24 protein-coding genes are annotated in these 26,837 nt (G+C 61.8%); 13 read left to right on the top strand and 11 right to left on the bottom strand.

Features of this window, described 5'->3' with window-relative positions; genetic code table 11:
* The first annotated feature begins 55 nt into the window (after positions 1-55).
* From QM600_RS04315 to QM600_RS04305, 3 genes are all read left to right on the top strand, one after another.
* Positions 56-703, top strand: coding sequence for a response regulator transcription factor (locus tag QM600_RS04315; protein WP_283260284.1), 648 nt, complete (start codon positions 56-58; stop codon positions 701-703).
* Entirely contained in the window at positions 700-2,391 is a 1,692-nt protein-coding gene (locus QM600_RS04310) for a sensor histidine kinase (protein ID WP_283260244.1), read from the top strand. Before QM600_RS04315 ends, QM600_RS04310 begins: the two co-directional genes overlap by 4 nt.
* Positions 2,392-2,587: 196 nt before the next feature.
* Positions 2,588-3,607 carry an Acg family FMN-binding oxidoreductase gene (locus QM600_RS04305; protein ID WP_283260243.1) on the top strand — a complete coding sequence of 340 codons (1,020 nt, stop codon included), beginning with the start codon at positions 2,588-2,590 and terminating at the stop codon, positions 3,605-3,607.
* Between the two features lie 4 nt (positions 3,608-3,611).
* On the opposite strand, the gene QM600_RS04300 is transcribed toward QM600_RS04305, so the two are convergent.
* Complete coding sequence (locus tag QM600_RS04300) at positions 3,612-5,078, bottom strand: bifunctional aminoglycoside phosphotransferase/ATP-binding protein (protein WP_283260242.1); 1,467 nt, start codon at positions 5,076-5,078, stop codon at positions 3,612-3,614.
* A gap of 175 nt (positions 5,079-5,253) precedes the next feature.
* Here QM600_RS04300 and QM600_RS04295 point away from each other — a divergent pair, with 175 nt between their 5' ends.
* Entirely contained in the window at positions 5,254-7,596 is a 2,343-nt protein-coding gene (locus QM600_RS04295; protein WP_283260241.1) for a heavy metal translocating P-type ATPase, read from the top strand.
* 23 nt (positions 7,597-7,619) lie between these two features.
* Here QM600_RS04295 and QM600_RS04290 read toward each other — a convergent pair whose 3' ends face one another.
* The 10 genes from QM600_RS04290 to kdpF form a co-directional block, all read right to left on the bottom strand.
* On the bottom strand, positions 7,620-8,228 hold the full coding sequence (locus tag QM600_RS04290; protein ID WP_502942878.1) for an Rv1733c family protein: 609 nt from the start codon (positions 8,226-8,228) through the stop codon (positions 7,620-7,622).
* Positions 8,229-8,284: 56 nt separating this feature from the next.
* Positions 8,285-9,145 carry a slipin family protein gene (locus tag QM600_RS04285; protein WP_283260239.1) on the bottom strand — a complete coding sequence of 287 codons (861 nt, stop codon included), beginning with the start codon at positions 9,143-9,145 and terminating at the stop codon, positions 8,285-8,287.
* A gap of 180 nt (positions 9,146-9,325) precedes the next feature.
* Complete coding sequence (locus tag QM600_RS04280; protein ID WP_283260238.1) at positions 9,326-10,696, bottom strand: wax ester/triacylglycerol synthase family O-acyltransferase; 1,371 nt, start codon at positions 10,694-10,696, stop codon at positions 9,326-9,328.
* A gap of 61 nt (positions 10,697-10,757) precedes the next feature.
* Complete coding sequence (locus QM600_RS04275; protein WP_283260237.1) at positions 10,758-11,036, bottom strand: DUF1876 domain-containing protein; 279 nt, start codon at positions 11,034-11,036, stop codon at positions 10,758-10,760.
* 34 nt (positions 11,037-11,070) lie between these two features.
* On the bottom strand, positions 11,071-11,328 hold the full coding sequence (locus QM600_RS04270; RefSeq protein ID WP_283260236.1) for a hypothetical protein: 258 nt from the start codon (positions 11,326-11,328) through the stop codon (positions 11,071-11,073).
* Between the two features lie 102 nt (positions 11,329-11,430).
* Complete coding sequence (locus QM600_RS04265; protein ID WP_283260235.1) at positions 11,431-13,905, bottom strand: sensor histidine kinase; 2,475 nt, start codon at positions 13,903-13,905, stop codon at positions 11,431-11,433.
* Between the two features lie 26 nt (positions 13,906-13,931).
* Positions 13,932-14,870 carry a potassium-transporting ATPase subunit C gene (locus QM600_RS04260; RefSeq protein ID WP_283260234.1) on the bottom strand — a complete coding sequence of 313 codons (939 nt, stop codon included), beginning with the start codon at positions 14,868-14,870 and terminating at the stop codon, positions 13,932-13,934.
* 1 nt (position 14,871) lies between these two features.
* The gene (gene kdpB, locus QM600_RS04255; RefSeq protein ID WP_283260233.1) at positions 14,872-17,022 is read right to left on the bottom strand and encodes a potassium-transporting ATPase subunit KdpB; all 2,151 of its coding nucleotides are present in this window, start codon (positions 17,020-17,022) and stop codon (positions 14,872-14,874) included.
* The gene (kdpA, locus tag QM600_RS04250) at positions 17,022-18,692 is read right to left on the bottom strand and encodes a potassium-transporting ATPase subunit KdpA (RefSeq protein ID WP_283260232.1); all 1,671 of its coding nucleotides are present in this window, start codon (positions 18,690-18,692) and stop codon (positions 17,022-17,024) included. The genes kdpB and kdpA overlap by 1 nt, the downstream gene beginning before the upstream one ends.
* Complete coding sequence (gene kdpF, locus QM600_RS04245) at positions 18,692-18,781, bottom strand: K(+)-transporting ATPase subunit F (protein WP_283260231.1); 90 nt, start codon at positions 18,779-18,781, stop codon at positions 18,692-18,694. The genes kdpA and kdpF overlap by 1 nt, the downstream gene beginning before the upstream one ends.
* A 274-nt stretch (positions 18,782-19,055) precedes the next feature.
* Between kdpF and QM600_RS04240 the strand changes: the two genes are divergently transcribed.
* Genes QM600_RS04240 through QM600_RS04200 form a run of 9 tightly spaced genes read left to right on the top strand, consistent with a single transcriptional unit; the run spans position 19,056 to position 26,829 of the window.
* Positions 19,056-19,490, top strand: a complete 435-nt coding sequence (locus QM600_RS04240) for a hypothetical protein (RefSeq protein ID WP_283260230.1) — start codon at positions 19,056-19,058, stop codon at positions 19,488-19,490.
* Positions 19,487-20,449 (top strand): hypothetical protein, encoded by a 963-nt coding sequence (locus tag QM600_RS04235; protein ID WP_283260229.1) that lies wholly within the window; start codon positions 19,487-19,489, stop codon positions 20,447-20,449. Before QM600_RS04240 ends, QM600_RS04235 begins: the two co-directional genes overlap by 4 nt.
* A gap of 22 nt (positions 20,450-20,471) precedes the next feature.
* The gene (locus QM600_RS04230; protein ID WP_283260228.1) at positions 20,472-21,833 is read left to right on the top strand and encodes a V-type ATPase 116kDa subunit family protein; all 1,362 of its coding nucleotides are present in this window, start codon (positions 20,472-20,474) and stop codon (positions 21,831-21,833) included.
* Positions 21,834-21,852: 19 nt separating this feature from the next.
* Positions 21,853-22,281: an ATP synthase subunit C gene (locus QM600_RS04225; protein WP_283260227.1), complete on the top strand. Its 429-nt coding sequence runs from the start codon at positions 21,853-21,855 to the stop codon at positions 22,279-22,281.
* Positions 22,282-22,288: 7 nt separating this feature from the next.
* On the top strand, positions 22,289-22,510 hold the full coding sequence (locus QM600_RS04220) for a hypothetical protein (RefSeq protein WP_283260226.1): 222 nt from the start codon (positions 22,289-22,291) through the stop codon (positions 22,508-22,510).
* A complete protein-coding gene (locus QM600_RS04215) occupies positions 22,507-23,031 on the top strand; it encodes a V-type ATP synthase subunit E family protein (protein ID WP_283260225.1) in 525 nt (174 codons plus the stop codon). Before QM600_RS04220 ends, QM600_RS04215 begins: the two co-directional genes overlap by 4 nt.
* The gene (locus QM600_RS04210) at positions 23,028-24,743 is read left to right on the top strand and encodes a V-type ATP synthase subunit A (RefSeq protein WP_283260224.1); all 1,716 of its coding nucleotides are present in this window, start codon (positions 23,028-23,030) and stop codon (positions 24,741-24,743) included. The genes QM600_RS04215 and QM600_RS04210 overlap by 4 nt, the downstream gene beginning before the upstream one ends.
* On the top strand, positions 24,740-26,215 hold the full coding sequence (locus QM600_RS04205; RefSeq protein WP_283260223.1) for a V-type ATP synthase subunit B: 1,476 nt from the start codon (positions 24,740-24,742) through the stop codon (positions 26,213-26,215). Before QM600_RS04210 ends, QM600_RS04205 begins: the two co-directional genes overlap by 4 nt.
* Positions 26,212-26,829, top strand: coding sequence for a V-type ATP synthase subunit D (locus tag QM600_RS04200; RefSeq protein WP_283260222.1), 618 nt, complete (start codon positions 26,212-26,214; stop codon positions 26,827-26,829). The genes QM600_RS04205 and QM600_RS04200 overlap by 4 nt, the downstream gene beginning before the upstream one ends.
* Positions 26,830-26,837: the final 8 nt, after the last annotated feature.

The raw sequence follows: 26,837 nt of genomic DNA, 5'->3' as shown, positions 1-26,837 counted from the left end.
GGTAGTCGTGGAGTGTGGGTATTCTTGTCTACCTGCGTGGAGAATGGACGTCTTGATGATCGATGTGTTTCTGGTCGACGACCACGAGGTCGTGCGCCGTGGTCTGGCGGAGTTACTCGACGACGATCCAGAACTCCGTGTTGTCGGTGAAGCGTCGAACTATGCACACGCGATTGCGCGAATTCCGGCTCTCGAACCAGACGTAGCCGTTCTCGACGTTCGACTACCCGATGGAAACGGCATCGAACTGTGTCGGGAACTGCTGTCGAAGCTACCGGGACTGCGGTGCCTGATTCTTACGTCGTTCGAAGACGATCAGGCGATGTTGGACGCGATCCTGGCCGGCGCCAGTGGATACGTCGTAAAGGACATCCGGGGCTTGGATCTGACCCGGGCAGTCCGTGACGTCGGATCGGGAAAGTCTCTGCTCGACAACCGTGCTGCAGCGGCGTTGATGGCGAAATTGCGTACCGACGCCGCAGACAAGAATGGTCCGTTCGAGGAATTGACCGACCAAGAGCGTGTCTTGCTGGGATTGCTGGGGGAGGGGCTGACCAACCGACAGATCGCGGCGAGGATGTTCTTGGCGGAGAAGACCGTGAAGAACTACGTATCTCGACTACTGAGCAAGTTGGGCGTCGAACGCCGTACACAAGCTGCGATTCTCGCAACCAAGATGCATGAGCATTTGCCACGGACATGACTGACGAAAAACCACGTTCCGAAGCTCTTTTTGAACCGAGTCAGGTCGGAGCGGGTATCCCGTCGGACGGTGGCGCCCACCTCGACGGACTCCTGAAAGCGTTGCTCGCAGTGTCCGCAGGACTTGATCTGGATGTCACGCTGCGCACGATCGTAAGATCTGCAATCACGTTGGTCGACGCGAAGTTCGGTGCGCTGGGTGTTCGTGGTGAGGGTGACCGGTTGGAACAATTCGTGTACGAGGGAATTGACGAAGCGACCCGTGAACTGATCGGGGATCTGCCACGTGGGCGCGGTGTACTCGGTGTCTTGATCTCGGATCCGCAATCGCTTCGCTTGGATGATCTGTCGCAGCACGAGGCGTCCGTCGGATTCCCGGAGCATCACCCGCCGATGCATACCTTCCTCGGTGTCCCCATTCAAACCAGAGGCACGGTGTTCGGCAACCTTTATCTGACCGAGAAGTCGAACGGTCGGTCCTTCACCGCGCATGACGAGATGATTGTTCGAGCTCTTGCATCGGCGGCGGGAATCGCGATCGACAACTCGCAGTTGTACGCGCAGGCTCAGATCAAACAAGAATGGCAGCGCGCGACGAGTGAGGTAGCGACCGCATTGTTGGCGGGTGTCGACGCGCTCGAGGTTTTGCAGTTGATATCGGACAGATCTTTGTCGCTCACACAATCGGACTGTGCGTTCCTGGCGGTGCCGCCGGATCCCGAACTGACGTCCGCGGACGTGACCGAGTTGGTCATCACCGTCGCGAGCGGTCTGAATTCCGAGATCCTCGTCGGGCGTGGAATCCCTGTGGACAGTTCGACATCCGGGCAGGCCTACCGGTTGAAGAAGCCGATTACTGTCGACTCTCTGGAGTTCGATCCGGGCTTCAGTGACGAACAGACATACGGTCCCACAATTGTTCTACCGTTGCGCGACGGTCACCAAGTCATGGGTGTACTGGCAGTTCTGAAAGCTCGAGATGCTCAGCCTTATCGGCCGGATCAAGTGTCCTTGATGTCTGCGTTTGCAGATCAAGGTGCGGTCGCGCTCCGCCTGGCCGGAAATCAACAACGGATGCGTGAACTCGACGTACTCTCGGATCGTGATCGGATCGCCCGAGACCTGCACGACCACGTCATCCAGCGGGTGTTTGCGGTAGGTCTGTCGGTGCAAGCGACTTTGCAACGCGCGCGTTCGCCAGAAGTTCAACGAAGGCTCAAAGGGACGATCGACGACTTGCAGGACATCATTCAGGACATCCGTCGAACTATATTCGATCTGCACGCCTCCGACGACGAAGTGCCCACTCTCCGTAGTCGCCTCCACAGCGTTATCGCAGCAGTAACCGCTGACACAGACCTGAAGGTGACTTTGCAAGTGAAAGGACCACTCTCCGTGGTCGATTCGCAGATGGGGGACCATGTCGAGGCTGTGTTGAGAGAGGCACTCAGTAACGTGGTGCGACATGCGGAGGCATCGGCGGTAACTGTCACCGTAGACGTGCAGGACGATTTGACGCTCACAGTGGCGGACGACGGAGTCGGTATTCCACTGGGAATTCGCCGTCGCGGGTTGAATAATTTGGCCGATCGGGCGTCCGAACTCGGCGGAACATTTGAACTGCGAACTACTGCCGGAACAGGCACCACCCTGGCCTGGTCGGTTCCGCTCCCCGAAGGGGCCGAGTGACGACGACGCGGATGTCACGGTGGAGTATCCGACTCGGCTTGAGCCGATGGTGTCGGCTGGTGGCTCCGTGATGACCAAGGACCGTAGCGAGAACCCGGGCTGCCATTGCAGAATCGAGAGAGGCACCTGCGGCAGATCGGCCTGAGATATCGCGGCAGGCTTGCCTGCGGAGGATTTCCGACGAGAGCGGTCTGTAATGGCGCACTATGCAAGCGCATGTCCCGAGACAATCACCAGTGCAGTCGAGTACGCATGCGCGGCACCGTCCGTTCATAACGTTCAGCCGTGGTCGTGGCGACTGCAACGCGGTCAACTCAGCTTGTACGTCGATCGTCGACGCTCGATTCCGGTCGAGGATCCAGACGGTCGGCAATTGATCATCAGTTGCGGCGGCGCGCTCCATCACTTGAGAATTGCCCTGGAACACAATCTCCTCGAACCGATCGTCACGATACTTCCGGACCATTCCGAACCGGATTTGTTGGCCTCGATCACGTTCCGGGGGCGGGCGCATCCGGAAGGCTCCAGTGCTGCTCTGTTCTCGTCCTTGGAGCGCCGACGGACCGACCGGCGTCAGTTCGATGCGCCTCCGGTCGGATCAATGGGGGCACTCGCACACGGCGCGAAGGAATTCGGCGCGTCGATGACCATCCTGGCGCGGCAGTACGGATCCATGCTGGAGCACGCGTCGGCTATCGCTACGCAAGAGCATCGCAATGATCCCGATTATTGGAATGAGCTCGAGGAGTGGATTCGTTCAGCCGGATCCGACGAGGGAATTCCGCGGGATGCACTGCCGGATGTGCTGTCGTCGCACGAGTCTGCCTCTGCCCGAGCGTTCCCTTCCGGGCATCTGAAAATCGAACGTGATGCTCGGGACCACGCTGCGCTGGTTCTGCTCAGCACGCCTTCGGACGCGCCGATCGACTGGTTGAATGCGGGACAGGCGCTGTCCTCGGTGTTGCTGCACGCAACGGCATCGCACCTGGCGAGTTGTCCACTGACACATTTGACAGAGGTGGAGGCGAGTCGCGAGATCGTGCGCGACGTCGCATCGAGGTCCGGTGAGACATTTCAGAATCCACAGGTCATGATCCGGATCGGACTGAAACCGCACGGTACGGAGACGGACACGGGGGACGCGGACTCAGGTGCCAACGAACCGATTGCCTCGGGACGCCGCGCGATCGAGGATGTTCTGACGATCGTGCACTGAACCCTTACGGCCCTTTCGTAGCCGAGTTCCACACGTCCAGAGCGGCATCGACGCTTACGTGGACAGTCGCATTGGTATCGATCGAGACGGCTTCCGGCCACGGATCGTGGTCTCGCTCGATGGCCGTTGCAGTTGCTGCGGTGGCGTCGGAGAGCGATTCCGTGCGCATCGCTATTCGTTGCACTGCAACAGGTAGCGCTGCACTGCAGTAGATTTCGATCAACTTAGAGGAAGTGGACGCCGCCAGTGCCTCTGCTTGCTGTCGATGCTTGGAATCAGACCACGTCGCGTCCAGAATCACAGATTGTCCCCGGGTCAATTGCTCGTGAGCGCGGGTGAGCATCTCGGAGTAGACCGTATCCATGGCAACGGGAGAGTACAGGCCTTCCCGGTACTCCCGGACGCTGCCGGTGAGTGTGCCGTTGTCGACCAACTCGCGGCGCACACGGTCGCTCGAAACAACAACTGCGCCGGTATATTCGGCGAGTGCTGCCGACAGAGTCGACTTACCCGAACCCGGGAGTCCGCCGACGAGGCACAACCGCACCTCGGCACGTCGAAGGTGGGAATAGGCAAGAGCGAGATGACGTTCGAGTCGGGCGACACTGCCTCTGTCGCCTTGACGCATACGTAATGCGTCGACTTTTGCGCGGACAGTCGCTCGGTAGGCGATGTAGTGGTCGATCAGCGCTCGCGGTGGCCGGTCTTGCGACATCGTCGCCATCGACGTGAGAAATGCGCCTGCCAAGTCCTCGTGCCCGAGAAATTCCAGATCCATGGCGAGGAAACTCGCGTCGTCTACAGTATCGACGAATCTGAGTCGGTCGTCGAAGTCGAGGCAGTCGAGGATTCTGGGACCGTCGGGGAGAACGAAGATGTCGTCGGACAGCAGATCGCCGTGTCCGTCGACGATGTGCCCCGCGGCAATTCTCTTGTCGAACAGTGCTGTTCGGCCGAGTATGAACGACTCGGCCAGGTTTTCGAGTTCGTCGACGGTGTCACCGGGCACGGTCCCCACACATAACTTTCGTAGTTCGGCAAGGTTGGTCTTCCACCGCGCGCCGACACTGTCGGCTGTTGCACGTTCGTCGATCCAAGTGCCGCGGGCCGCACGGCGGTGGAACTCGGACACTGCAGAAGCGATGTCGTGCAATTCGTCTGTCACATCCTGACCTGACGTGATCATCGACGACAGTCGTCGATCGTCAGGCATGCGGGCCATCACCAGAATCGGCTCGATGGACTCGTCGAGCGGATCGTTCAGGTGCGTCACGCCCAGATACACGTCCGGGCACATCCTCCGATTCAATTCGAGTTCGCGGAGCAGCGCAGCCTCGCGTTGCGCCGGGCTTCCGAAATCCAGGTAGGCGGTCGATATCGCCTTCTTGATCTTGTAGGCGCGGTCACGCACAAGGATGACGACGCCGGTAGTCGTCTCGCGTACATCGACGTAGGAGTCCTGGGTGTCCACCTGAATTCGCTCCTCGACTTGTCGAGACAGTCTGCTGAGACGGGCTTGCGGTAGCTTGTGTGCCTCGTTCTCAAGTGTGGTCGGAAGTCGGGCCCGCTGTCATGGGGTATTCCGATGATCGAAGCGGGCATAATGGCACTATCGGTTGTTCGATCGGCGTCGTCACGCTGGAAGCATGCCGCTGATTCGAGACCTGCTCCGGCGCTTCGTATCCAACGCCGAGTCGATTCTTCTGGCTGTCACGGTGACTGCGTTGACAGCTGGTGCTCTCGCCTGGCTGCTCGACCGGGATTCGACAGCGGCGACCCTGTGGGCTGCGGCGACCATCGTGGCATTGATGCCCGCGACGTGGTGGGTCGTCGACGGGTTGCGGCGGGGGCGGGTCGGCGTAGACGTCATCGCTATCCTGTCATTGCTCGGAACACTCCGGATCGGGGAGTATCTCGCTGGAGCGTTGATCGCAGTCATGCTGGCGACCGGGCGCACTCTTGACGCGGCAGCCAACCGCCGAGCGACACGTGATCTGCGTTTTCTCCGCGAACACGTCCCCGGCACCGCGCAACGGGACCGCGACGGACAACTCGAGACGGTGACGCTCGACGAGATCGGCCCCGGAGACCTGATATTCGTCGGACCCGGCACCGTGGTGCCCATCGACGGGTGGGTCGTCGGAGAGTCGGCGGTGTTGGACGAATCTGCTCTGACCGGTGAGTCCACCGTCGTGGAAAGGCCTGTCGGTGATGCCGTTCGAAGCGGTGCGGTGAATGCGGGTGGGGCCTGCCGCATCGAGGCGAGTCGAGATGCGGAGTCGAGCACCTACGCGGGAATCGTTCGGTTGACGCAGGAAGCCGCAGCCGAGACCGCCCCTGTCGTGCGCCTGGCCGATCGAGTGGCGGCTTGGTTTCTTCCGGCGACGTTGATCGTTGCCGGTTCGGCGTGGGCGCTGAGCGATTCCCTCACACGGGCAGTCGCCGTATTGGTTGTCGCGACGCCGTGTCCGTTGTTGTTGGCCGCTCCCGTGGCGATAGTTTCCGGCCTTTCGCGCGCGTCGCGCATCGGGGTGATCGTCAGGTCGGGTGGGGCGCTCGAGAAGCTCGGAAGTGCACAGACTCTGGTGATCGACAAGACCGGCACCTTGACCACAGGACGGCCGACACAATCGGATGTCGTGTGCGGCGGCGGGGATGACAGTGCGACGATTCTTCGTTTGGCAGCGTCGGCCGATCAGGTCTCGTCACACATCTTGGCCGAAGCGATCGTTCGGAGTGCCCGAGCGCGTGGATTGTCTCTGAGCACACCCGAAATGGTGACCGAGCGTCCTGGCTACGGAGTTGTTGCCACGGTGGACGGGCACACCGTCACCGTCGGCAGGATCGACAGGAGCGTCGCTCGTCCCGAGTGGGTTGCCTCGGTGGAGAATCGTGCGCGTCTCGACGGCGCCGTGATCGCTTGGGTAGGTATCGACGGGATTCTCAGTGGCGCAATTCTTCTGGTCGACCCGATGCGGATGGACGCGCCGTGGACGATACGACGACTGCGTTCCGCCGGCATACGCAAGATCGTCATGCTGACGGGTGACCGACCGGAGCCGGCAGTCGAGGTCGGATGCGCGTTGGGGCTGGATTCCGTTCAGGCGGAACAAGAACCGGACGACAAGGTTGCGCGAGTCCGTGAAGAATCGGCGCAGGCAGTGACGATGATGGTCGGCGACGGGATCAACGACGCGCCGGCCTTGGCGGCAGCGTCGGTCGGAGTTGCGATGGGGGCGCGGGGCGCGAGCGCGTCTTCGGAGGCAGCCGACGTGGTTCTGACAACCGATCGGCTGTCGAGGGTAGCCGACGCGATGGACATTGCACGTCGGTCCCGTCGGATCGCGTTGCAGAGCGCGATACTCGGAACCGCACTTTCGCTCGTCGCGATGATATTTGCTGCCTTCGGATTCTTGATTCCCGCAGTGGGTGCGCTGTTGCAGGAGCTAATCGATGTTGCCGTGATACTTAACGCGTTGCGTGCAGTGAACGGCGGAAAATCCACGGTTCCGGCACTCGATCCGACGCTGTTGACGATGCTCCGAGGGTTTTCCGCCGACCATCGAAAGATGCGGGACGAACTGGAAATCATCCGCCTCACCGCCGAGGCAGTGGCGAGTGGAAATCGTGTGTCGGCCCTGCGTCGACTTCACGAAACCGATAGATTCCTCCAAGAAGTGATTCTTCCCCACGAGCGTACCGAGGGGGCGAATCTTTATCCGGCGCTGGAACATTCGCTGGGCGGCGCAGATTCGATTGCTACAATGGCCGGTGCGCACGCCGAAATCGAGCGCCTCTGTCGGAGATTGGAACACCACGTGAGAACCGCCGACCGCAATGGTGGGGTGGAAGCAGAGCAGGTACAAGATCTCCTTGCCTGCCTGTACGGCTTGTATGCCGTACTGACGTTGCATTTCCGCCAAGAAGAGCAAAGCTATTTCGTGTTGGCCGACCAGTCGGAGACCGAAGGCGTGGATTCGCGAGAGTAACCCGTTCCGGCCTCGTTCAGCTTTCACGAGTGTTGCTGAAATTTGTTCTTCCACTCCGCGTCCCACATTCGAGCATTGTGCCGACCGATCAGATTGCGGGCCACCGCTACCATGAGGTACATCGTCACGGCGATCGCGCCGCACAGCACGACGGCAGCCGCGACGCCGTCGACAGCTGCTGTCGACGTTTCGGTGGGTGGCCGAACCTGACCACCTTTGTCATTCGTCCAGACTGTGATCGTGTCACCGATTTTCACACCGTAGTGGGCAATCAACGGTTCGGTGCGCGGCGCTCCGTTCATCGTCCACGTCACGGCGTTCTGTGCAGCGCCGACGTCTTTTGTCGCCGTGATATCGGGAATCGCCGGTGGCTCCGGCGGGGTACTCACGACCGTGCCGTTCCACTCCTGGTACGTGCTGTGCTCTTGTTCGATTCGAGCTCGGTCAGATGAATAGACGGACGTTCCGATCGTTGCCGAGACTGGTATCGCAAGAGCCACGACAGCGATGGCGGCAATGATCAAGGCGGACAGGAGTCGGTCCGAGGTGCGCATCAATCGATTGGAGGACCACGGTGCCTGCCGCCACCAACGACTGGGCCGGGAGATCGTGCGAACCGGATCGTTGCGCATGGTGGTCCGCCTTCCGGAGCGGCGTGGTTGCAGGGGACGTGGTTGCCGGGGAAACTTCACGAGCGGCTGACGCTGAGGACGCTCTCGTCGAATGTTGTTCCTTTGACCGTGTTTTCATTCGAGCTGTGGCTGGCGAGCTTTTCGGCGGAAATACCCTCCCGTTGCAGGAACGAACCCAGTTCGCCGATTGCGCTCATCAGAGGTGCGGGGAATACGACGGTGGTGTTCTTCTCGACACCGAGTTCGGCAAGGGTCTGCAGGTTGCGCAGTTGGAGTGCCAACGGGTGGGCCATCATGGTGTCCGATGCTTCGCCGAGGCCGGCGGCGGCACGGGCTTCACCTTCGGCCGCAATGATCTTTGCTCTCTTCTCCCGCTCGGCCTCGGCTTCGCGCGCCATCGCTCGCTTCATGCTCTCAGGCAGCTGAATGTCCTTGAGTTCGACCAGCGTTACCTCCACACCCCAGTCCAGCGTGGTGGTGTCGAGTATCTGACGAATGCTGGTGTTGATCACCGCTGTTTCCGACAGGACTTCGTCGAGAGAATGTTGACCTACTACATTGCGGAGAGTGGTCTGCGCGATCTGATTGATGGCGGAACTGACATTCTCGATCGTCACCACCGATTTTTCGGCGTCGATGACGCGGTAGTAGGCGACTGCCGCGATGTCGACGCTGACGTTGTCGCGGGTGATGATTCCCTGCGACTGGATTGGCATCGTGACGATACGCATGGAGACTTTGGTCATCCGGTCGATCGCGGGAATGATGAGCGTCAGACCAGGATCGCGCACCGCGATGATCTTTCCGAGCCGGAAGTGAACTCCGCGCTCGTACTGGGTGACGACTCGTATTGCCATTGCGAAAATTAGCAATACGACGACCACGACCACGACGATGATGATGATGGTTACGTTCATGGTGATTCTCGATTCTGTGCGGAACGGACTACCGGCGTGCCTCGCGTCCTGACGAAAGTCAGGTCGCGAGGCACGTCCCGTCTACCGTCCAACTTTGCGCCCACAAGCTGGTCGTCTACATGGCCGAATGTCACTAGTTGGACGGCAGGTGGCCATGAGATTGGATTACCGAGGATTCGATCAGTGAGGTTCGGCGAGGGGAGATGGTGTCCGCGTCGACCGAAGTAGGACGTCGACTTCCTGTTCCAGCGACTGTGAAAGAAGATCGATTTCGGAAACAGAGTCGTAGTCTGCGGTGATTCCGAACGTGAGTTGATCGTGGTAACTGAGGATTGCGAAACCGAGCCTCAAGCGCACTGCAATCGGGACGTACGGATAGATGCTGACGATGTCTCGTCCCATCAGTCGGCGTTTGTCGGTCGGCCCGGGAATGTCTGTGACAACGGTGACGATGCTGCGCTGCGGAACGCGCATCGCGAGGCGAACGAACCAGGCCGAGGACATGAACGGTGCGTACTGAGCAGCAGCCGTGATGGACTGTCCACTGCCCGATTCCCCTCCTCTCTTGTGCCGTGAAAGTCTGCGATGAATCAACTGCAGGCGGTCCAGCGGATCCTCCGTGTCGACGGGGAGAAAGGGAAGCATGAGGGAGACTTCGTTGTGTGGCGACGTGCCGTTGTTCGACGATCGAACCGAGACCGGCACGAGTGTCCGCACGGCATTTCGGCTGGGATCTTCGTTGCGGTGCAGGAGAAGTGAGCGCAGCGAGCTGGTGACACAGGCCAGCGCAACGTCGTTCACGGTGACGTCGAAGGTTGAGCAGATGGTCCTCACGTCATGCATTCGCACTTGCGCGGCACCGTAACGCCGTTGGCGTCCGATGGACCCGTTCAATGACGTGTTTGCACTCGGGATCAGCAGGTCGCCGGCCAACTGAGCTGTCCCTTCCACGATCCGCACAGATCGGCGCGCCAACCGCTGAGGTGTCTCGAGAACCGAGCAGTAGGCGCCGACGATCCTGCCGTACAAGGACTCCGGTTCTGCCGGTGCAGCTTTCTCCGTTGGCGAACTGGAGGATGGAGGTGCGTCGAACATGACGTCGAACAACCGGGCGCCCGTGATGCCATCCATGAGCGAGTGGTGGGCCTTGATGAGGATTGCCCACCGATTGTCCTCGAGGCCCTCGATCAACCAGCACTGCCAGAGTGGACGATCGCGATCGAGTCGTTCGGACATGATCCATGCGACGGTTTCCGTCACGTCCTGCATTCGGCCTGGTGTCGGCACCCCGACCCTCGTGAAATGGCGGGCTGGGTCGAAATTCGCATCTGCCACCCACGTCGGTGCAGCCAGATCGAACGGAACAGTGTGAATGAGATCCGCGGCATGGGGGAGGGATCGTATCCGCGAGTTCAACCTCTCGATCAAATCGTGATCGGTAGGTGCGGGCCCTTCGGCAACCATTACCGCACCGATTGCGAGGCTCGCGTGACGATCGGAGTCCTCGATCTCGAGGAAAGCGGCATCCAAGGGAGTCAATTTTTCCGGCATCGCTATCTCCTTGTTCGACACCGCCATCTCGAATTCAGGTCACCTGCGTCTCGAGAAGTGACTAGGCGTTCAGGTGAATAGTTTCGTGCGTGACACTTTCGAGGTCCGCAGCAGTGGCTTCGATCAGTTGATGGGCCAGCTCGGAAAGCGCACGCGCGACGGCAAGTTCATCGCCGATCTCGGGTACATCTCGATCCGAGGGATTACAGCGGGCGAAACCTGCCCCGACAATGTGAGTATCGTCCCTCGACCGAAGTCGCGCGATTGCCCGCGTGCGGTTGCCTTCCTCGGAAGTATGCTCGTCGATGGTGATGTCCACTGACCAGTGCTTCTCGTTCACGATCCGATTCCTCCTCGTTAATTGTTGCCGACAGTCAATTCGACTGTGGAGGTTTACTTGTCAACTCGGTCGGGGGTGTGGTCGGGGGTGTCACCGTCGTTCCCTGTGCCGCCTTGATCAGTTGTCGAGCCGCCGACACAACCGACACATGACGACGCCGGGCAATGTCCATTGGCTCGTCGATGGCCTGTCGCTCGTCGAAGGCCTGTCGCTCGTCGAATTTGCGCTTGGCGACCAAGATTCGTTGTGCGGTCGCCACGGCTTCGCTTTCGCTGGATACCAGTGGACACATGCATATTCCTTCTTGACGCAGTCTTCGGAAGTGCTGTGGTTTCAGCTTTCTCGGGTCAACGGTTGTCAGGTAGAGGCGAAGGACGTTATTCGATGACAAAGGTCACTGCCCAGCCGCAGGTAGAGCGAGGATCATCGTCAACCCGTCGGCAGTGTGCTCGGAGGTCAGTACGCCACCCATTGCTTCGGCGATACTCTCCGACAAGGAGATTCCGAGATCCTTCTGGTAGTCGCGGGGGGTACTGGGACCCCGGTCGGTGACCAGCAATTCGACGGCGTCACCTGAGCTTCGCCGCGCTGTGACACGAACATCCTGATCGGGAGGGCTACGTCTCAGAGCGTGTGTGAGCAGATCGACGAGAACACGTTCGAGCAGGCGGGAGTCGGCAAGCACGGCGGGCAGATCGTCGGGAAGGTCGACGCGCACGCCGTCGGCGCCCGTACCGATAGCGTCGAAGGCGCGAGGAACAACATCATCCAACTCGACCGGCTGGACAGTGGTACTCAGTATCCAGCCGGCGTGTGGTCGGCTGATCTCCAGCAGTGTCTCGGCAAGCTGATCGAGTCGTTGCAGCGACAGAGATACGGAGTTCGGGAACGAGTTTTCCGCCGCCACCCCACTGTGTCCTCGGGTAGTGCCCTGGACCTGCGTGATTGCTTCCTCGAGTGCTGCAAGGCGGATGCGTAGGTCTCGGCCGACAGCTCGGAGAATCGCCGAACGGACTTGGTCCGCCTCGGCAAGTGTTCGGCCCTGTTCCGCTTCCTCTTCCAGTTGTATCTGGCGCAATGCCATCGCGGATTGGGCGGCGAACGCTTCGAGAACTTGCTGATCTGCGGCAGCGAGCGTTCGGCCGCGCAGCGCAAGTGACAGATCCTCGTTGACGGCCACGGCCATGTCGCCGTCGTCCGGGCTGTCGCATGGCTGTCCGCCGACGTTGGCGGCGACCCGCCATCTCTGCGGATCCTGTTGACGTCCGGGTGCCAAGGGAATGCCGGGTGGACGTTCGAGCAAGGTGACTGTGTCGAGGCCGTAAGTCTCGCGAAGTCGCTCGAGGATGGCGCCTGGCGACTGGTCTCCGCGCAACACACTGCCGGACAGGTTGGACAGAATAGTCGCCTGGGCAGCAGCCAGTGCGGCTTCACGGGTGCGACGGGCGGCGAGGTCCACGACTGCACTGACCGCAATCGCGATGACGATGAAGACGAACAGGGCGAGGATGTTCTGAGGTTCGGCAATCGTGAACCGATGCAGCGGGGGCGTGAAGTAGTAGTTCAGCAGCGCAGACCCCAACACGGCAGCGACCAACGCAGGCCACAAACCTCCCACCAATGCGACGCCCACGACTCCGATGAGAAAGATCAGGATCTCACTGGGCAAAGTCAGCTGTCGACGTGTATTTGCGAGCGCGATCGACAGGAGCGGCGTGCCGACCAGCGCGACCGCAAAGCCGATCATCTGTCGGTATCCGGCCAGAGTCGGCAGTCGCGAGTAGTGATCCTGTTTGGTGGCTTCGTGGGTAACGATGTGGACGTCGATGCCACCGGACCGAGCGACTACCTTCATCCCGACACTGCCGAGGGCGGCCCGACCGATCCGCCCCCGACTTGACGCGCCCAATACCAGTTGCGTTGCATTGACACCGCCGGTGAAAGCAAGAAGTGCGCTGGGAACATCGTCACCGACCACTTGATGGAAGGTGCCACCGAGATTTTCCACAAGCGTTCGTTGCTGTAGGAGGTGGGCGGGACTGGCGGCGGTCAGTCCGTCGTCGCGGGTGATGTGGACTGCGAACAAATCGGCGCCTTGCGATCGGTCGACAATCCGCGCGGCACGACGAATGAGCGTTTCTCCTTCCGGGCCGCCGGTCAATCCGACGACGACTCGTTCCCTGGCTTCCCATGGGCCGGTGATGTGGTGTTCGGCCCGGTACCTGTCGAGTTGGTCGTCGACCTTGTCGGCCAACCAGAGCACGGCCAGTTCTCTCAGCGCGGTGAGATTTCCGACGCGGAAGTAATTGCCAAGTGCCGCAACGATTTTCTCCGGTGGATAGATATTGCCGTCAGCCATCCGCCGTCGGAGAGCTTCGGGTGCCATGTCGACCAGTTCAACCTGTTCGGCCCGCCGGACAACTTCGTCGGGGACGGTTTCACGCTGCGGCACCCGCGTGATTTCGGCGACGACGTCGTTGAGCGATTCGAGGTGTTGAATGTTGACCGTGGTGATGACGTCGATCCCCGCATCGAGGAGTTCTTCGAGGTCCTGCCAACGCTTTTCGTGTCGCGACCCTGGGACGTTCGTGTGGGCGAGTTCGTCGACGATGGCTACTCGAGGTTCACGCTCGAGGATGGCATCGGTGTCCATCTCGGTGAACGTCGCGTCCCGATATTTCATAGTTTTGCTCGGAATGACTTCGAGGTCGTCCAGCATGTCGATGGTGCGTGGACGCTGATGGCAGTCGACGTACCCCACTACGACGTCTGTCCCGCGGTCGCGCCGACGTTGACCCTCGCACAGCATTGCGTAGGTTTTTCCTACGCCAGGTGCGGCTCCGAAATAAATGCGTAAGGTGCCTCTCATTCGTCTCCTGCGTGTGTTGTGTTCCTTTAGCGGGTGGCCGGCGGATACCGTTGGTCCAGTTCGATATTCAGGAGAAGAACATTGATGCCTGGTTCTCCGAGGAAACCCAGTGTCCGTCCGTCCTGGTTGTCGTGGATCAGCGCTCTGATCTGGTCGACGGTGACTCCGCGCGCACTCGCCACCCGGGAGGCTTGAATTTCCGCATATTCTGGCGAGATATGTGGGTCCAATCCGCTGCCACTGGCCGTGACAGCGTCGGCCGGGACAACTGGATCAGCCGGGCCGTCTCCGCGGATCGGCACGATCTGGCCGATCGAATAGTTTTCGCCGAACGTGGCGCACTCCACCGGCACGCCTTCGTACTCCGTGATGAACGGCGTTCTCGGAGTGTAGGAGTCGGTGGAGCACTGCTCGTTGACACTGATCACCCGGGTGGGATGGACGACGTTTCCGAGGGAGTCCCGGGAGCCGATCACCGAGAGCACTGCCCCGACCCCGCCCGGTGTGCAGAAAGGCCGAGTGCCGTCAACGCCTTCGAGTGCTCCGACGGCCCGACTGCGGGAACACACGGAGGTGAGCAGACTCGCCTTGTACCCCGACTCGGCGGGGGTGACTCCAGTTCTGATCAGTGCCGGATCGCCCGGGGTATCCACCACGCTCTCGGGGCCGAGGTTGCTCGCGCCGGTCGAGGTCGGGTCGTATCCGTCGCCGGCTTCGGACGGACGACTCTGGAAGAACTGTGGGAGGGGATTGCCGTCGGAATCGGTGAACAGTTGACCGACCAGCGCGCTGCCGACAGCTTGCCCGTTGATCTCGACAATCGAGCCCTCGGCCTTGTCGTGTAGGCCAGGAAGTGAGGCAACCGCCCAGATCGCGAGCGGGTAGACGATGCCGGTGATCACGGTCAATACGAGCAGGGCCCGTACCGCGGCGAGATGCTGTCGAATCCACGGTGAGGTACGCATGTCATGACATCCCAGGGAGGAATCGGACGATCAGGTCGAGGAGCTTGATCCCCACGAACGGGGCGATGACTCCACCGAGGCCGTAGATGTACAGGTTGCGGCTCAGTAGTTGTGCGGCGCTGCTCGGTCGGTATTTCACACCTCGCAGTGACAACGGGATCAGAGCGACGATGATGATGGCGTTGAAGATGACGGCCGACAGGATCGCCGATTGAGGACTGTGCAACCGCATGATGTTGAGTCGGTCGAGTCCGGGGAACATGGTCACGAACAGGGCCGGAATGATGGCGAAGTACTTGGCGATGTCGTTGGCGATCGAGAACGTCGTCAGAGCGCCGCGCGTGATGAGCAGCTGCTTACCGATCTTCACGATCTCGATGAGCTTGGTCGGATCGGAGTCCAGATCCACCATGTTGCCGGCTTCTTTTGCCGCTGAGGTTCCGGTGTTCATGGCCACACCTACGTCGGCTTGCGCCAATGCAGGCGCATCGTTGGTGCCGTCACCCGTCATCGCGACAAGCTTGCCGTCACCCTGTTCACGTCGGATGAGCGCCAGTTTGTCCTCGGGTGTTGCCTCGGCCAAGAAGTCGTCGACGCCGGCTTCCTCGGCAATTGCTTTCGCTGTCAGCGGGTTGTCGCCGGTGATCATCACAGTGCGGATACCCATCCGGCGCATCTCGTCGAACCTCTCCCGCATGCCCCGCTTGACGATGTCCTTGAGGTAGATGGCGCCCAGTACCGCAGCCCGACCGTCCTTGACCTCGCCGACGACCAGCGGTGTTCCACCGGCCGCGGAAATACCATCGGTGAGCTCGCCGAGGTGCGCAGGAACCTCGCCGCCGAGGCGACGGACCCAACCCGCAACCGCAGCAGCAGCCCCCTTCCGCAGTTGGCGCCCGTCGGCGAGATCGACACCAGACATCCGTGTCTGTGCGGTGAATGCGACCCAATTCGCCTGTGCGAGTTCGCCTGGACTGCGTTCGCGCAGCCCGTACGCAGACTTGGCGTACACCACGATCGATCGCCCCTCCGGGGTTTCGTCCGAGAGGCTCGAAAGCTGCGCCGCATCGGCAAGTTCGTTTTCGGTCACTCCCGACACCGGAAAGAACTGTGAGGCCTGCCTGTTGCCCAGCGTGATGGTGCCGGTCTTGTCCAATAACAGAGTGTTGACATCGCCGGCCGCCTCGACCGCACGTCCCGACATCGCCAAGACATTTCGTTGCACCAGGCGGTCCATTCCGGCGATGCCGATAGCTGAAAGCAGGGCCCCGATCGTGGTCGGGATCAAACAGACCAGCAGTGACACCATGACGATGCCGGTGACACCGTTTGTGTCCAAGGCTGACGTGTCGGGAACGCCGGGATTGTTGGCTTTGGAATAGATGGCCAGAGGCTGCAAGGTAGCCACTGCGAAAATAAAGATAATTGTCAATGCTGCCAGCAGGATATTGAGGGCGATCTCGTTCGGTGTCTTCTGCCGGTTCGCACCTTCGACGAGCCCGATCATCCGGTCGATGAAGCTCTCACCAGGCTTCTGAGTGATCTTGACGACGACACGATCCGAGAGCACTTGAGTGCCGCCCGTAACTGCGGATCGGTCGCCTCCCGATTCGCGAATCACCGGGGCGGATTCACCGGTGATCGCCGACTCATCCACGGATGCAATGCCTTCCACGACATCTCCGTCGCCGGGAATGGTCTGCCCCGCTGTCACGAGCACGACGTCACCTTGCTGGAGTTGCGGCGCGGGCACTTGCTCTTCGGTGACGGCAGCTCCGGGACGCCAATTCTTCAGGCGGCGCGCGATCATGTCGGTTTTGGCACGGCGGAGAGTGTCTGCTTGAGCCTTCCCTCGGCCTTCGGCAACAGCCTCGGCGAGGTTGGCGAAAATCACCGTCAGCCAGAGCCAGAAGACAATCGACCAGGCAAACCACGTTGAATCCGTGACGGCCAGAACTGTGCTCCAGATTGCTCCGATCTCGACGATGAACATCACGGGATTGCGCCAGAGAGTGCGCGGGTCGAGCTTGCGTACCGCGTCGGGCAGTGCTTTAACCATCATTTTCGGATCCACGACACCACTGCGCACCCGACTGGCCGGGTTCGGTGGTTTCGATGGACCGGAGTACTCCGGAATCGTCGTTGTGGACATCAGTGGATCCCTTCCGCCAGGGGTCCGAGTGCAAGCGCGGGGAGGAAGGTGAGCGCGACCAGGATCAGGGTGACGACGACGACCATGCCGATGAACTGTGGTCGGTGTGTCGGCAGGGTGCCTATCGATTTCGGAATGGTGCCTTGCCTGGCAAGTGAACCGGCCAGTGCCAGCACGAGGATGATCGGCAGGAACCGGCCGAACACCATTGCGATTCCGAGAGCGGTGTTGTACCACAAGGTATTTGCGGACAGTCCGGCGAAGGCGGAGCCGTTGTTGTTGGCTGCCGATGTGAACGCGTAGAGGACTTCGGACAGGCCGTGCGGCCCTGTGTTGAGCATGGCCGCACGTTGGGCCGGAAACGCGCTGGCAGTGGCAGTTCCGACCAGGACGATGAGAGGGGTGACCAGAAAATAGGACGCAGCAAGTTTGATTTCGCGTGCTGTGATCTTCTTGTCGAGGTACTCCGGGGTGCGGCCGACCATGAGCCCGGCTATGAAGACGGTGATGACGGCGAGGATGAGCATCCCGTACAGGCCAGAGCCTGCGCCGCCCGGTGCGACCTCGCCGAGTTGCATGTTGAACATCGCCATCAATCCGCCCAGGCTGGTGTACGAATCGTGGGCCGAACTGGTGGCGCCGGTGGAGGTCAATGTCGTCGACGTTGCGAAAGCCGCCGAATCGGCGACGCCGAACCGCTGTTCCACGCCCTCCATCGACGCTCCGACCGCCGTGGGTACCGATCCATGGTGCTGTAGTTGGACAAGGTTCATGATGGTGACGCTCACGATGGACAAGGTGGCCATCACCGCGGCAATCGCGTACCCCTGCTTTTTGCTGCCCACCATCCGGCCGAAGGTTCGTGGCAGCGAGAAGCTTATCGCCAGCATCAGGACGACCTCGACCCAGTTCGTCCAGGCGGTCGGATTCTCGAAGGGGTGGGCAGAATTTGCGTTGTAGAATCCACCGCCGTTGGTGCCCAACAACTTTATTGCTTCTTGGCTGGCCACCGGTCCGCCGGTGATGGTCTGTGCGGTGCCACTGAGGGGATTGACGACCTCGGTGCCGAGGTGGAAGTTCTGGATGACGCCGCCGGCGATCAGCACTATGGAGGCAATCACGGCGATCGGGAGCAGGATGCGCAGGGTGCCGCGGATCAGATCTACCCAGAAATTTCCGAGTTCGCCGGTGCGTTTGCGGGCAAATCCGCGAACAAGTGCCATCGCCACAGCAATGCCCACCGCTGCCGACATGAAGTTCTGAACTCCGAGACCGGCCATCTGGACCACGTGCCCCATCGTGGATTCGCCCGAATATGCCTGCCAGTTCGTGTTCGTCACGAAGCTGACAGCGGTGTTCCACGCCAGTGACGGCGTCATCTCGGTGGCCGGATCAGGCAGATGCAGTGGCAGATGCTGTTGTACCAACTGAAGTCCGAACAGGAAGAGAATGCTCACTGCCGAAAACGCCAGCACGCTGCGGGTATAGACCGGCCAGGCTTGCTCACGGTCAGGGTCGGCACCGATCGCACGGTAGATTCCTCGTTCCACGCGGGAATGCTTTGTCCCGCTGTACACCCGGTACATGTAATCGCCCAGCGGTACGTGTACCAGCGCCAACGCGAGCACAAGGGATGCCGCGAACAGGATCCCGGAGGTCGCGGTCGACACTAGAACCTCTCTGGGAAGAGAAGCGCGACGATCAGGAAGCAGGCAAGCGACACCGCGAGTATCAGGCCGACGACGTTGGAGATGCTCACAATCGCTCCACCGCTCGTTGCACCAAGACCAGCACGACGAAGATCATCACCGTCAGTACAACGAACGCTAGAACAGGCATTTTTGCTCCTTGTCGGAGGCTGTGAGGATTCACGAAAACCCTCGCGCCCACCTCGAGGGTTTTGGGTGCCACTTCCCATCGTGCACCTTCACCAACGCTTTAGGGAACCGCCGTCCTGCCCGATCGTCCTTCCCAATTGACTCAGACATTGCGAGTATGGATAGATCGCAGACAATTCCGGGAGGTGCTCGGCGTTGAGGTTCGACAACTTTCTCGAGCGCTTCCGGCCTGCGGGTGCCCCCGGCGCAGCGGCCGCTGTGGGTGTACCGGCCGATCGGCCTTTGGAACTCGCGGCGGAGCTTGAACCCGTTTTCGGTGAGCTTTCCGGTGTTGTGGCGCATGCTCGCCGAATTCGTGAACAGGCTAGTTTCGATGCAGATCAAATCCGTTGTGAAGCAAAGGAAAAGGCGCATGTCCTCGTCGAATCAGCCGGGAACGAACTCGAGGATGTACGTGCCGCTGCGATGGCAAGTGCCGGAGAACGGGCACAGCAGGTGTCCCAGGCAGCATTGGCTGCGGCGGAGCTGGACGCGGCTGCGGTGCGGAGTCGAGCTGCGGATCGACTTCCGGCATACGTCGATAGAGCCCTTGACCTAGCTCGAAATGTGTTGAAGGGGGCGCATTCGTGAGTGCGTCGTGGGTGGCGGGTACGGTTCGGGCCCGCGCGCTCGCCCGGAGGCGTCTCGGCGCGGCCGGCGCACACGATCTTGCGCTGTGTCCCGATCTTCCTGCGGCACTGTCCGTTCTGGCCTCGACGCCGTACGGACATGATGTTCGAGTCGGCGACACGCTCGGGGAAGCACAACACCGTGTCGGGGCAACACTTCTGTGGCACCTGCGAGTGCTCGCCGGCTGGTTGCCCAGCGCGGGTGTGCATGCTCTTCGTCTCCTTGCCCGGGGATTCGAAATTGCCAATATCGATGAACGTCTGTATGGCATCGGCGGCGAGATGGAAGGCCCGACATACAGTTTGGGTGCGCTCGATACGGCGTGGTCTCGGCTGGCCGGAGCCTCCTCGCCGAAGGGCATTCGATTGGCGCTCAGTACGTCTCGCTGGAAGGACATCGGCGGTGAGACGGCGTGGGGGATTGAAGTCGGTATTAGGTTGGCGTGGGCAGATCGAGTTGCTGCGCTCATTCCCGAGGCCGCCGGATGGGCGCGGGCGGCGTCGGCGCTGCTAGTGGTTCGGGAATCCGTACTGGGAACTCGCGATTTTCCCAAGCCCCTCGCTTATCGCGCATCTCGAATTCTCGGGTCGGAATTCGTATCGGCGACAGCTCGATCCACGACCGTGTCGGGACTGTCTTCCCGTCTGCCGAGAGACACGCAATGGGTGCTGCGTGATGTTGATGAACCTACGGACTTGTGGCGTGCGGAGAGTAGGTGGTGGCAGCGGATCGAAAGTGACGGTTTCGAACTCATGCGTCGATCCGAATTCTCCCGTCCGCCGGTTGTGGGTGTGCTGGCGGTCTTGGCTGCTGATGCGTGGCGCGTGCGCGCAGCACTCGAATCTGCAGCGCGCGGAGGTGGTGCCGGTGTGGTTCGCGAATACGAAACGGTGACAGAGGCATTCGATGGGGTGGCGTGACATCGGTGGGGAGCCGAGGCGCATGCAGCGAGTAGCGCTCGTCGCCCCAACCGCGTCGCTGCGTGAGCTACTCGTGTGTGTTGCCAATGCCGGGACCGTCGAGATCGACGTCACGGCTGATCAATCCGAGACTGTAGGGCGACCCGCCGCCGACACGTCGGCGACGCCGATGCTTGCTGCGGTGGACCCGGACCTGGACAGTCTCCAACGTGATGGTCGCGCAGATCTGTTGGCCGGAGAGTCGCAGCTTCAGACGTGTCGCAAGGCCGCGATAATCCGAGGAGAGGTCGCCGGCCTCGTCGGTTGGATGTGCGCCGCTGATGTGCCGTCGCTCAGAGAGCGTCTGAGCGTGATCGGCTGCGGCGTCGCTCCGCTGAGGTCGCCGAGAGGTCTCGACCCTCCGACCATGCTGCGCTCGGGGAGTGCTGTGCGGCAATCTTTCTCAACACTCGTGACCACCTATGCCACGGTTCCGTACCGGGATCTTGACCCAACCCTCTTGGCAGGTTTCGCCTACGTCGTGATGTTCGGGATGATGTTCGGAGATGCGGGCCAGGGCGCTCTGCTGGTGGTCGGCGGCTTGTTGTTGCGGGCCGGCAAGCCCGCGCGCGCGTCGAGTCTGTACTCGGTGTGGCCATTCGTCGTGGGTGGCGGGTTGGCAGCAATGCTCTTCGGCCTTCTGTACGGCGAATTCTTCGGTCCCACCGGAGTCGTTCCAGTGCTCTGGATTGCGCCCCTGGACGAGCCGCTCACACTGCTCGGCGCTGGAGTGGGAGTCGGAGCGATCTTGTTGGCCGGCGCGTACGTCGTCGGTACGGTGAACCGCTGGCGCGAGGGGGGATGGCTGCTTGCACTCAGTTCTGCGTCAGGTATCGCCGGCGCCGCGCTGTTTGCCGGTCTCGGGCTGGTCGTTGCGGGTCTCACGACGGACGCAGCCTGGCTGATTGCTGTCGGAATCACAGTTGCCTGCAGCGGCGTCGCGATGGCGTTTATCGGTTTCCTGGCAGCAGCCGGGGGCGGCGGGGCCGGAGTCACCCAGGCCGTGGTGGAGGTGTTCGACGCTGTTGTTCGAGTCGGGACGAACCTGGTCTCGTTTGCGCGACTCGCGGCCTTCGGACTTACCCATGCAGCGCTCGGTGCAGTCGTCTGGGATGGGACGCGGAACCTGTGGAGTGCCGGAGGTATCGGCATCGCAGCTGCGACAGTGCTGTTCTTCGTCGGAAATGCAGTCACCTTCGCGCTCGAAGCACTCGTCGCCGCGGTGCAGGCACTGCGCCTCGAGTATTACGAATTGTTTTCCCGGGTATTCGCTAACGAAGGTCGCCCGTTCCGTCCCTGGCATATCCCCGTGGACACACGACCTTCCGGCGCGACAGCAACTTGAGGAACTGAGAGAGGATCCGATGACCGCCTGGCTCTTTGTGCTCCCGGTGCTGGTCATCGCGTGCGTGGCGACAACGTACGCGACCAGGCGTCGAGGCCGGGGTGTCGTCGGCACTCTCTTGATCGGCAATCTCGTTTTGCTGGTTCTCGCTCTGGTTGTCATGGTGGCTGCTCTCGACGCTCAGCCTGCAGTTGCCGACTCCGTGACTTCCGCGCAAGCCGCGGGAGGCTCGCCTTCGACGTGGGCAGCCCTCCTGGGAGCGGCAATTGCGGTGGCAGGCTCGTCGATCGGCGCCGCTATCGCCGTCGCTTACACGGGCGCGGCAGCTCTTGCCGCGCTCAGCGAGCGACCCGAGTTGTTCGGCCGCGCAATGGTCATCGTGGGATTGGCCGAGGGGATCGCCATCTACGGACTCATCGTGGCAGTCATTCTTATCGGCAAGGCCTGACGGTCAGATGGACAGGGTCGTTGCGCTGGGTGAGCTCGCAGACATACAGGGCTTCGCGCTCGGTGGAGCCGTGGTGATGCCTGCAGAAGACGACGACACCGTTCGTGCCGTGTGGGACGAATTGGGTGACGACGTGGCAGTGGTCATCGTGACAGCACGCGTCGCCGCGGCTCTCGGGCCGGAACGCAGCGCCTCGCTGCAACACCTCATGGTGGTGATTCCAGCATGACCGAGGTTTCGAGTCGGGTGGCCGATGCTCTCGGGCCCGTGAGAGCAGAATTGCTGGCCAACGCCCGCCGCGACGCGGATCGACTTGTAAAGCAAGCACGTTCGGATGCCGCAGCGACGCTCGCACTGGCGCAGATGCAAGCGGACGATAGCCGAGCCGAGGCCAGGGCGCGCGGCGAAGCGGATGCCGAAGAGATCCTCGGCGCCGAACGCGGGCGGGCGCGGCGGGAAGCGCGCAGCATCGTCTTGAACGCACAACGAGAAGTGGAGGAGGATCTGCGCACCCGCGTCCGAGCCGCTGTCGTGGCACTGATCGATGACATTGACTACCCGAACATGCGCGCGGTACTGGATCGCCGCGCCCGAGAACTCCTCGGACCCGATGCAACGGTACTGGAGCACTTCTCCGGAGGCGTCGTCGCACAGACTCGGGGACACCGCGCGGTGCTCTCTCTCGAGGCGCTCGCCGATTATGCAGTCGAGCGGCTCGATGCGCGGATCGCCGGGTTGTGGGAACCGTGAGCGCTCGGGTCACTCGGGTTTCCGGATCATTGGTCGAAGTAGAGGACCTCTCGAACGTGTCGATGTTCGACGTCGTTGCGCTGGGCGAGCGTCGAGTGCGGGGTGAGATCGTCTCGATCACTAATGGGCGCATCACGATCCAGGCGTACGAGGACACTGGCGGGCTGGCTCCGGGTGCTTCCGTGGTGGCAGAGGGAGCGCCGCTGTCGGCCAGGTTGGGGCCGGGTCTGCTCGGCGGAATTTTCGACGGCCTGCTTCGGCCGTTGACCGACGCCGGAACCTGGCTCGTGCCCGGGGGAGAGCGGCAGGTGCGCGATACGGAACACTGTTGGTCGTTCACACCGTCGGCCAGTTCGGGGACGAGCCTGAAATCGGGTGACGAAATCGGCGTTGTCGGGGGAGAAGATGCGTTACCACTGCGGGTACTCGTGCCGCCGGGGGTGCACGGACTCGCCGAGATCATCGCCGCCGGAACGTATCCGGAGGACGAGGTTATCGCGAGCGTGGGCGGCGTCGACATCACGATGGTCACCACGTGGCCCGTTCGTCGGGTCCGTCCCTTTCGCCTGCGAATCGACGACGTCGAAGGGTTGCATACCGGTCAGCGCGTCCTCGACCTACTCGTTCCCGTTGCGCGTGGCGGTACCGCGGCGGTGCCTGGCGGTTTCGGGACCGGGAAGACCGTGCTGCTCCAACAGATAGCGAAGTGGTGCGACGCCGACGTCATCGTCTACGTCGGTTGCGGCGAACGTGGCAACGAGATGGCTGATGTCGTCGACGATCTCGAAGCACTCGAGGACCCCCGTACCGGAGACAAGCTGACCAGGCGAACCGTAGTCATCGCGAACACCTCGAACATGCCGATGATGGCCCGTGAGGCCAGTATTCACACCGGGGTCACGGTGGCCGAGTACTTCCGTGACATGGGGTATCACGTCGTCGTCATTGCTGATTCGACATCCCGCTGGGCCGAGGCGTTGCGTGAGTTCTCCTCGCGGACAGGGGCTCTCCCGGTCGAAGAGGGATACCCGGCCGGGCTGGCATCCGCACTGGCAGACTTCTACGCGCGAGCGGGCCTCGTGGTTACCCTGGGTGGTCGCCGTGGGTCCGTCACCATCATCGGTGCAGTGTCGCCGTCCGGCGGTGACATGACCGAACCGGTGACGGCGCATACTCAGCGATTTGTGCGTTGCCTGTGGACGCTCGATCGCGACTTGGCCTACGCGCGTCACTATCCGGCGGTGACGTGGGCGGTGTCGTTCTCGCTCGACTCAAAGGCGCTCGGGCTGTGGCACAGTCGTCGCGGTGATCCCGACTGGGGTCGTCGGCGCGCGCGAATCACCGCGATGCTGGCCGAGTCCGACAGGCTCACCAGTCTGGCCGAACTGGTCGGCGTGGAGTCGCTGCCCGACGCGGAGCGTATTGCCATCCTTGCCGGGCGACTTTTGCGCGAATCGGTGTTGCAGCAGAACGCATTGAGTGCGAATGACGCGTTCTGCTCGGCAGAGAAGGGGGCGGCGCTGGTCGATGCGGTTCTGGTGGTTGTCGAGCGGTGTTCGGAGTTGGTCACAGCGGGGGTTTCGGCGGCCGTGATCGGTGATGCGGACTTCGGTCCTCTCATCCGTTCCGCACAGGAGTGTGCGTCCGACGACGCCGAGGGAGTCCGAGGACATCAGCAGATCATGCTTGCGCGGCTGGGCGAACTCCCGTGAGTGCTTCAGGGGAGACACGTTTCGGTGCTGTCGAGTACTCGAACGTCACAGAACTACGCGGCCCACTTCTGGTGGTTCGGGACGTCAGTGGTGTCGGTTGGGACGAGTCAGTGCGGATCTCCCTCGGCAACGGCGAGATTCGTCACGGGCTCGTTCTCGAAGTGAACGGGGATCTCGCAGTCGTGCAGGTACACGAGGGGACCGAGGGAATGAGCCCTGAAGGCACACGCGTCATCTTCGCGGGGGAGTCGCTGCACATTCCCGTGGGGACCGACTGGCTCGGTCGGGTGTGCAACGGGCGCGGTGAGCCGATCGACGGGGGACCCCCGGTGAGCGCTGATCGCCGCGCACCGGTGTCCGGATACCCGCTCAATCCGATACACCGTGCGTCACCCAACGAACCGGTACTCACCGGTGTCTCGGGTATCGACGCGCTCACCACGTTGGTGCGGGGGCAAAAGTTGCCCGTGTTCTCGGCTCCAGGCTTGCCACATCTCGCGCTCGCAACCCAGGTGGCCGCGCAGGCGACAGTAGGGGATGCGGCTTTCTGTGTTGTGTTCGCGGGCATGGGGCTGACGCATCCCGATGCGGCAAGCGTCCGCGATGCGCTCGACGAGCGATCTGCCGCAGGCGAACTCGTCCTGTTCCTGAACACCGCAGACGATCCGGTAGTCGAGAGGATCTTGACTCCGAGACTCGCTCTGACCGTCGCCGAGCATCTGGCGTTCGAGGTGGGGCGCCATGTGCTCGTTGTCATGGCGGATATGACGGCGTATGCCGAAGCTCTGCGAGAAGTCTCGGCCGCGCGCGGCGAGATCCCGGGTCGCCGTGCGTATCCGAGCTATCTGTACAGCGACCTCGCGTCACTGTACGAGCGTTGCGGTCGAATCCGTGGGTTGCCGGGTTCGGTCACCGTCCTGCCCGTTCTCACGATGCCGGGAGGGGACATCACGCACCCCGTGCCCGACCTCACCGGATACATCACCGAGGGTCAAGTGGTCCTCTCCCCGGAGCTTCACGCGGCGGGTGTTTATCCCCCGTTGGACGTGTTGAGTTCGTTGTCTCGGCTCATGCGTAAGGGCGCCGGCCCCGGACAGACACGTGCCGACCACCTCGACTTGGCGGCACAGACAATCGCGTCCCTGTCTCGGGCTCGTCAGGCACGCGAATTCGCCGATCTCGTGGGTGAGGAGGCATTGCGTGGAACGGACCACGACTACCTCGTGTTTGCCGATCGAGTGGAGCAACACCTGCTGAATCAGAGACCTGACGAGGCACGTTCGCTCGACGACACCCTCGACCGATGTTGGGAGGCGTTGGCCGTACTGCCACGCCGGGAGTTGACCATGATGGCGAATGATCTGCTCGATACCTATTACGACGATACGGTCGAGCGGAGTGAGGGTTATTCAGGCACGGTCGAGCGGAGTGAGGGTTATTCAGGCACGGTCGAGCGGAGTGAGGGCAGGTGACTCGACTTCACGGGATGCCTCCGGGGCGGGCCGGGCGGCTGTGGCTTCGGCATCGGCTGGGGGTGGCCGGGCACGGCGCTGTCCTGTTGGATCGCAAGTTGCGCATTCTGCACACGCGACTCGACGAGTGCCGCCAACGTGCCGAGCGTACAGCCCAGCAGTGGGAATCGGCGTGTCGCGGTGCCGATGTCTGGCTGCTGCGCGGTGAATTGCTCGGCGGGCAGCGAGCCGTGAGACTCGCAAGCACCGGCCGTCCGGCAGACGTCGAGGTGATCTGGGAATGGTTGATGGGCGTTCGAGTTCCCGAAGAGGTGAATTTCATGATCGGTGACCGCGCGGAAACCCTTCCACCGCCCGGCAATACAGCGATTGTTCTGGCTACGAATGCGTATCGAGACGCGGTTGCTGCTGCCGTGCGACATGCGGCCGCCGACGCGGCTCTGCGGGTGGTGCAGGCCGAAGAGTTGTCGACGCGTCGCCGGCTTCGAGCGATTACCGAACGTTGGATTCCCTTGCTCGAGGGTGCGCTGTCCGATCTGGAACTCGCACTGGAAGAACAAGACCGAACCGAAGCTGTAGGCCTGCGCTGGGCTGCAGGAACGCTTCACACGTGACGAGATTC

This window comes from Rhodococcus sp. IEGM 1379, assembly GCF_030056815.1.
Lineage (GTDB): Bacteria > Actinomycetota > Actinomycetes > Mycobacteriales > Mycobacteriaceae > Rhodococcus_F.
Note: the sequence above shows the minus strand (reverse complement) of the source record. Positions and strands in the feature narration are given on the sequence as shown.

Coding starts and splice junctions, on each gene's coding strand:
- QM600_RS04215 (WP_283260225.1), top strand. CDS start 22,507: ATGACCGAGGTTTCGAGTCGGGTGGCCGATGCTCTCGGGCCCGTGAGA.
- kdpB (WP_283260233.1), bottom strand. CDS start 17,022: ATGTCCACAACGACGATTCCGGAGTACTCCGGTCCATCGAAACCACCG.
- QM600_RS04295 (WP_283260241.1), top strand. CDS start 5,254: ATGCCGCTGATTCGAGACCTGCTCCGGCGCTTCGTATCCAACGCCGAG.
- QM600_RS04270 (WP_283260236.1), bottom strand. CDS start 11,328: ATGTGTCCACTGGTATCCAGCGAAAGCGAAGCCGTGGCGACCGCACAA.
- QM600_RS04230 (WP_283260228.1), top strand. CDS start 20,472: ATGCAGCGAGTAGCGCTCGTCGCCCCAACCGCGTCGCTGCGTGAGCTA.
- QM600_RS04260 (WP_283260234.1), bottom strand. CDS start 14,870: ATGCGTACCTCACCGTGGATTCGACAGCATCTCGCCGCGGTACGGGCC.
- QM600_RS04305 (WP_283260243.1), top strand. CDS start 2,588: ATGGCGCACTATGCAAGCGCATGTCCCGAGACAATCACCAGTGCAGTC.
- QM600_RS04315 (WP_283260284.1), top strand. CDS start 56: ATGATCGATGTGTTTCTGGTCGACGACCACGAGGTCGTGCGCCGTGGT.
- QM600_RS04220 (WP_283260226.1), top strand. CDS start 22,289: ATGGACAGGGTCGTTGCGCTGGGTGAGCTCGCAGACATACAGGGCTTC.
- QM600_RS04265 (WP_283260235.1), bottom strand. CDS start 13,905: ATGAGAGGCACCTTACGCATTTATTTCGGAGCCGCACCTGGCGTAGGA.
- QM600_RS04280 (WP_283260238.1), bottom strand. CDS start 10,696: ATGCCGGAAAAATTGACTCCCTTGGATGCCGCTTTCCTCGAGATCGAG.
- QM600_RS04225 (WP_283260227.1), top strand. CDS start 21,853: ATGACCGCCTGGCTCTTTGTGCTCCCGGTGCTGGTCATCGCGTGCGTG.
- QM600_RS04310 (WP_283260244.1), top strand. CDS start 700: ATGACTGACGAAAAACCACGTTCCGAAGCTCTTTTTGAACCGAGTCAG.
- QM600_RS04285 (WP_283260239.1), bottom strand. CDS start 9,145: ATGAACGTAACCATCATCATCATCGTCGTGGTCGTGGTCGTCGTATTG.
- QM600_RS04290 (WP_502942878.1), bottom strand. CDS start 8,228: ATGCGCAACGATCCGGTTCGCACGATCTCCCGGCCCAGTCGTTGGTGG.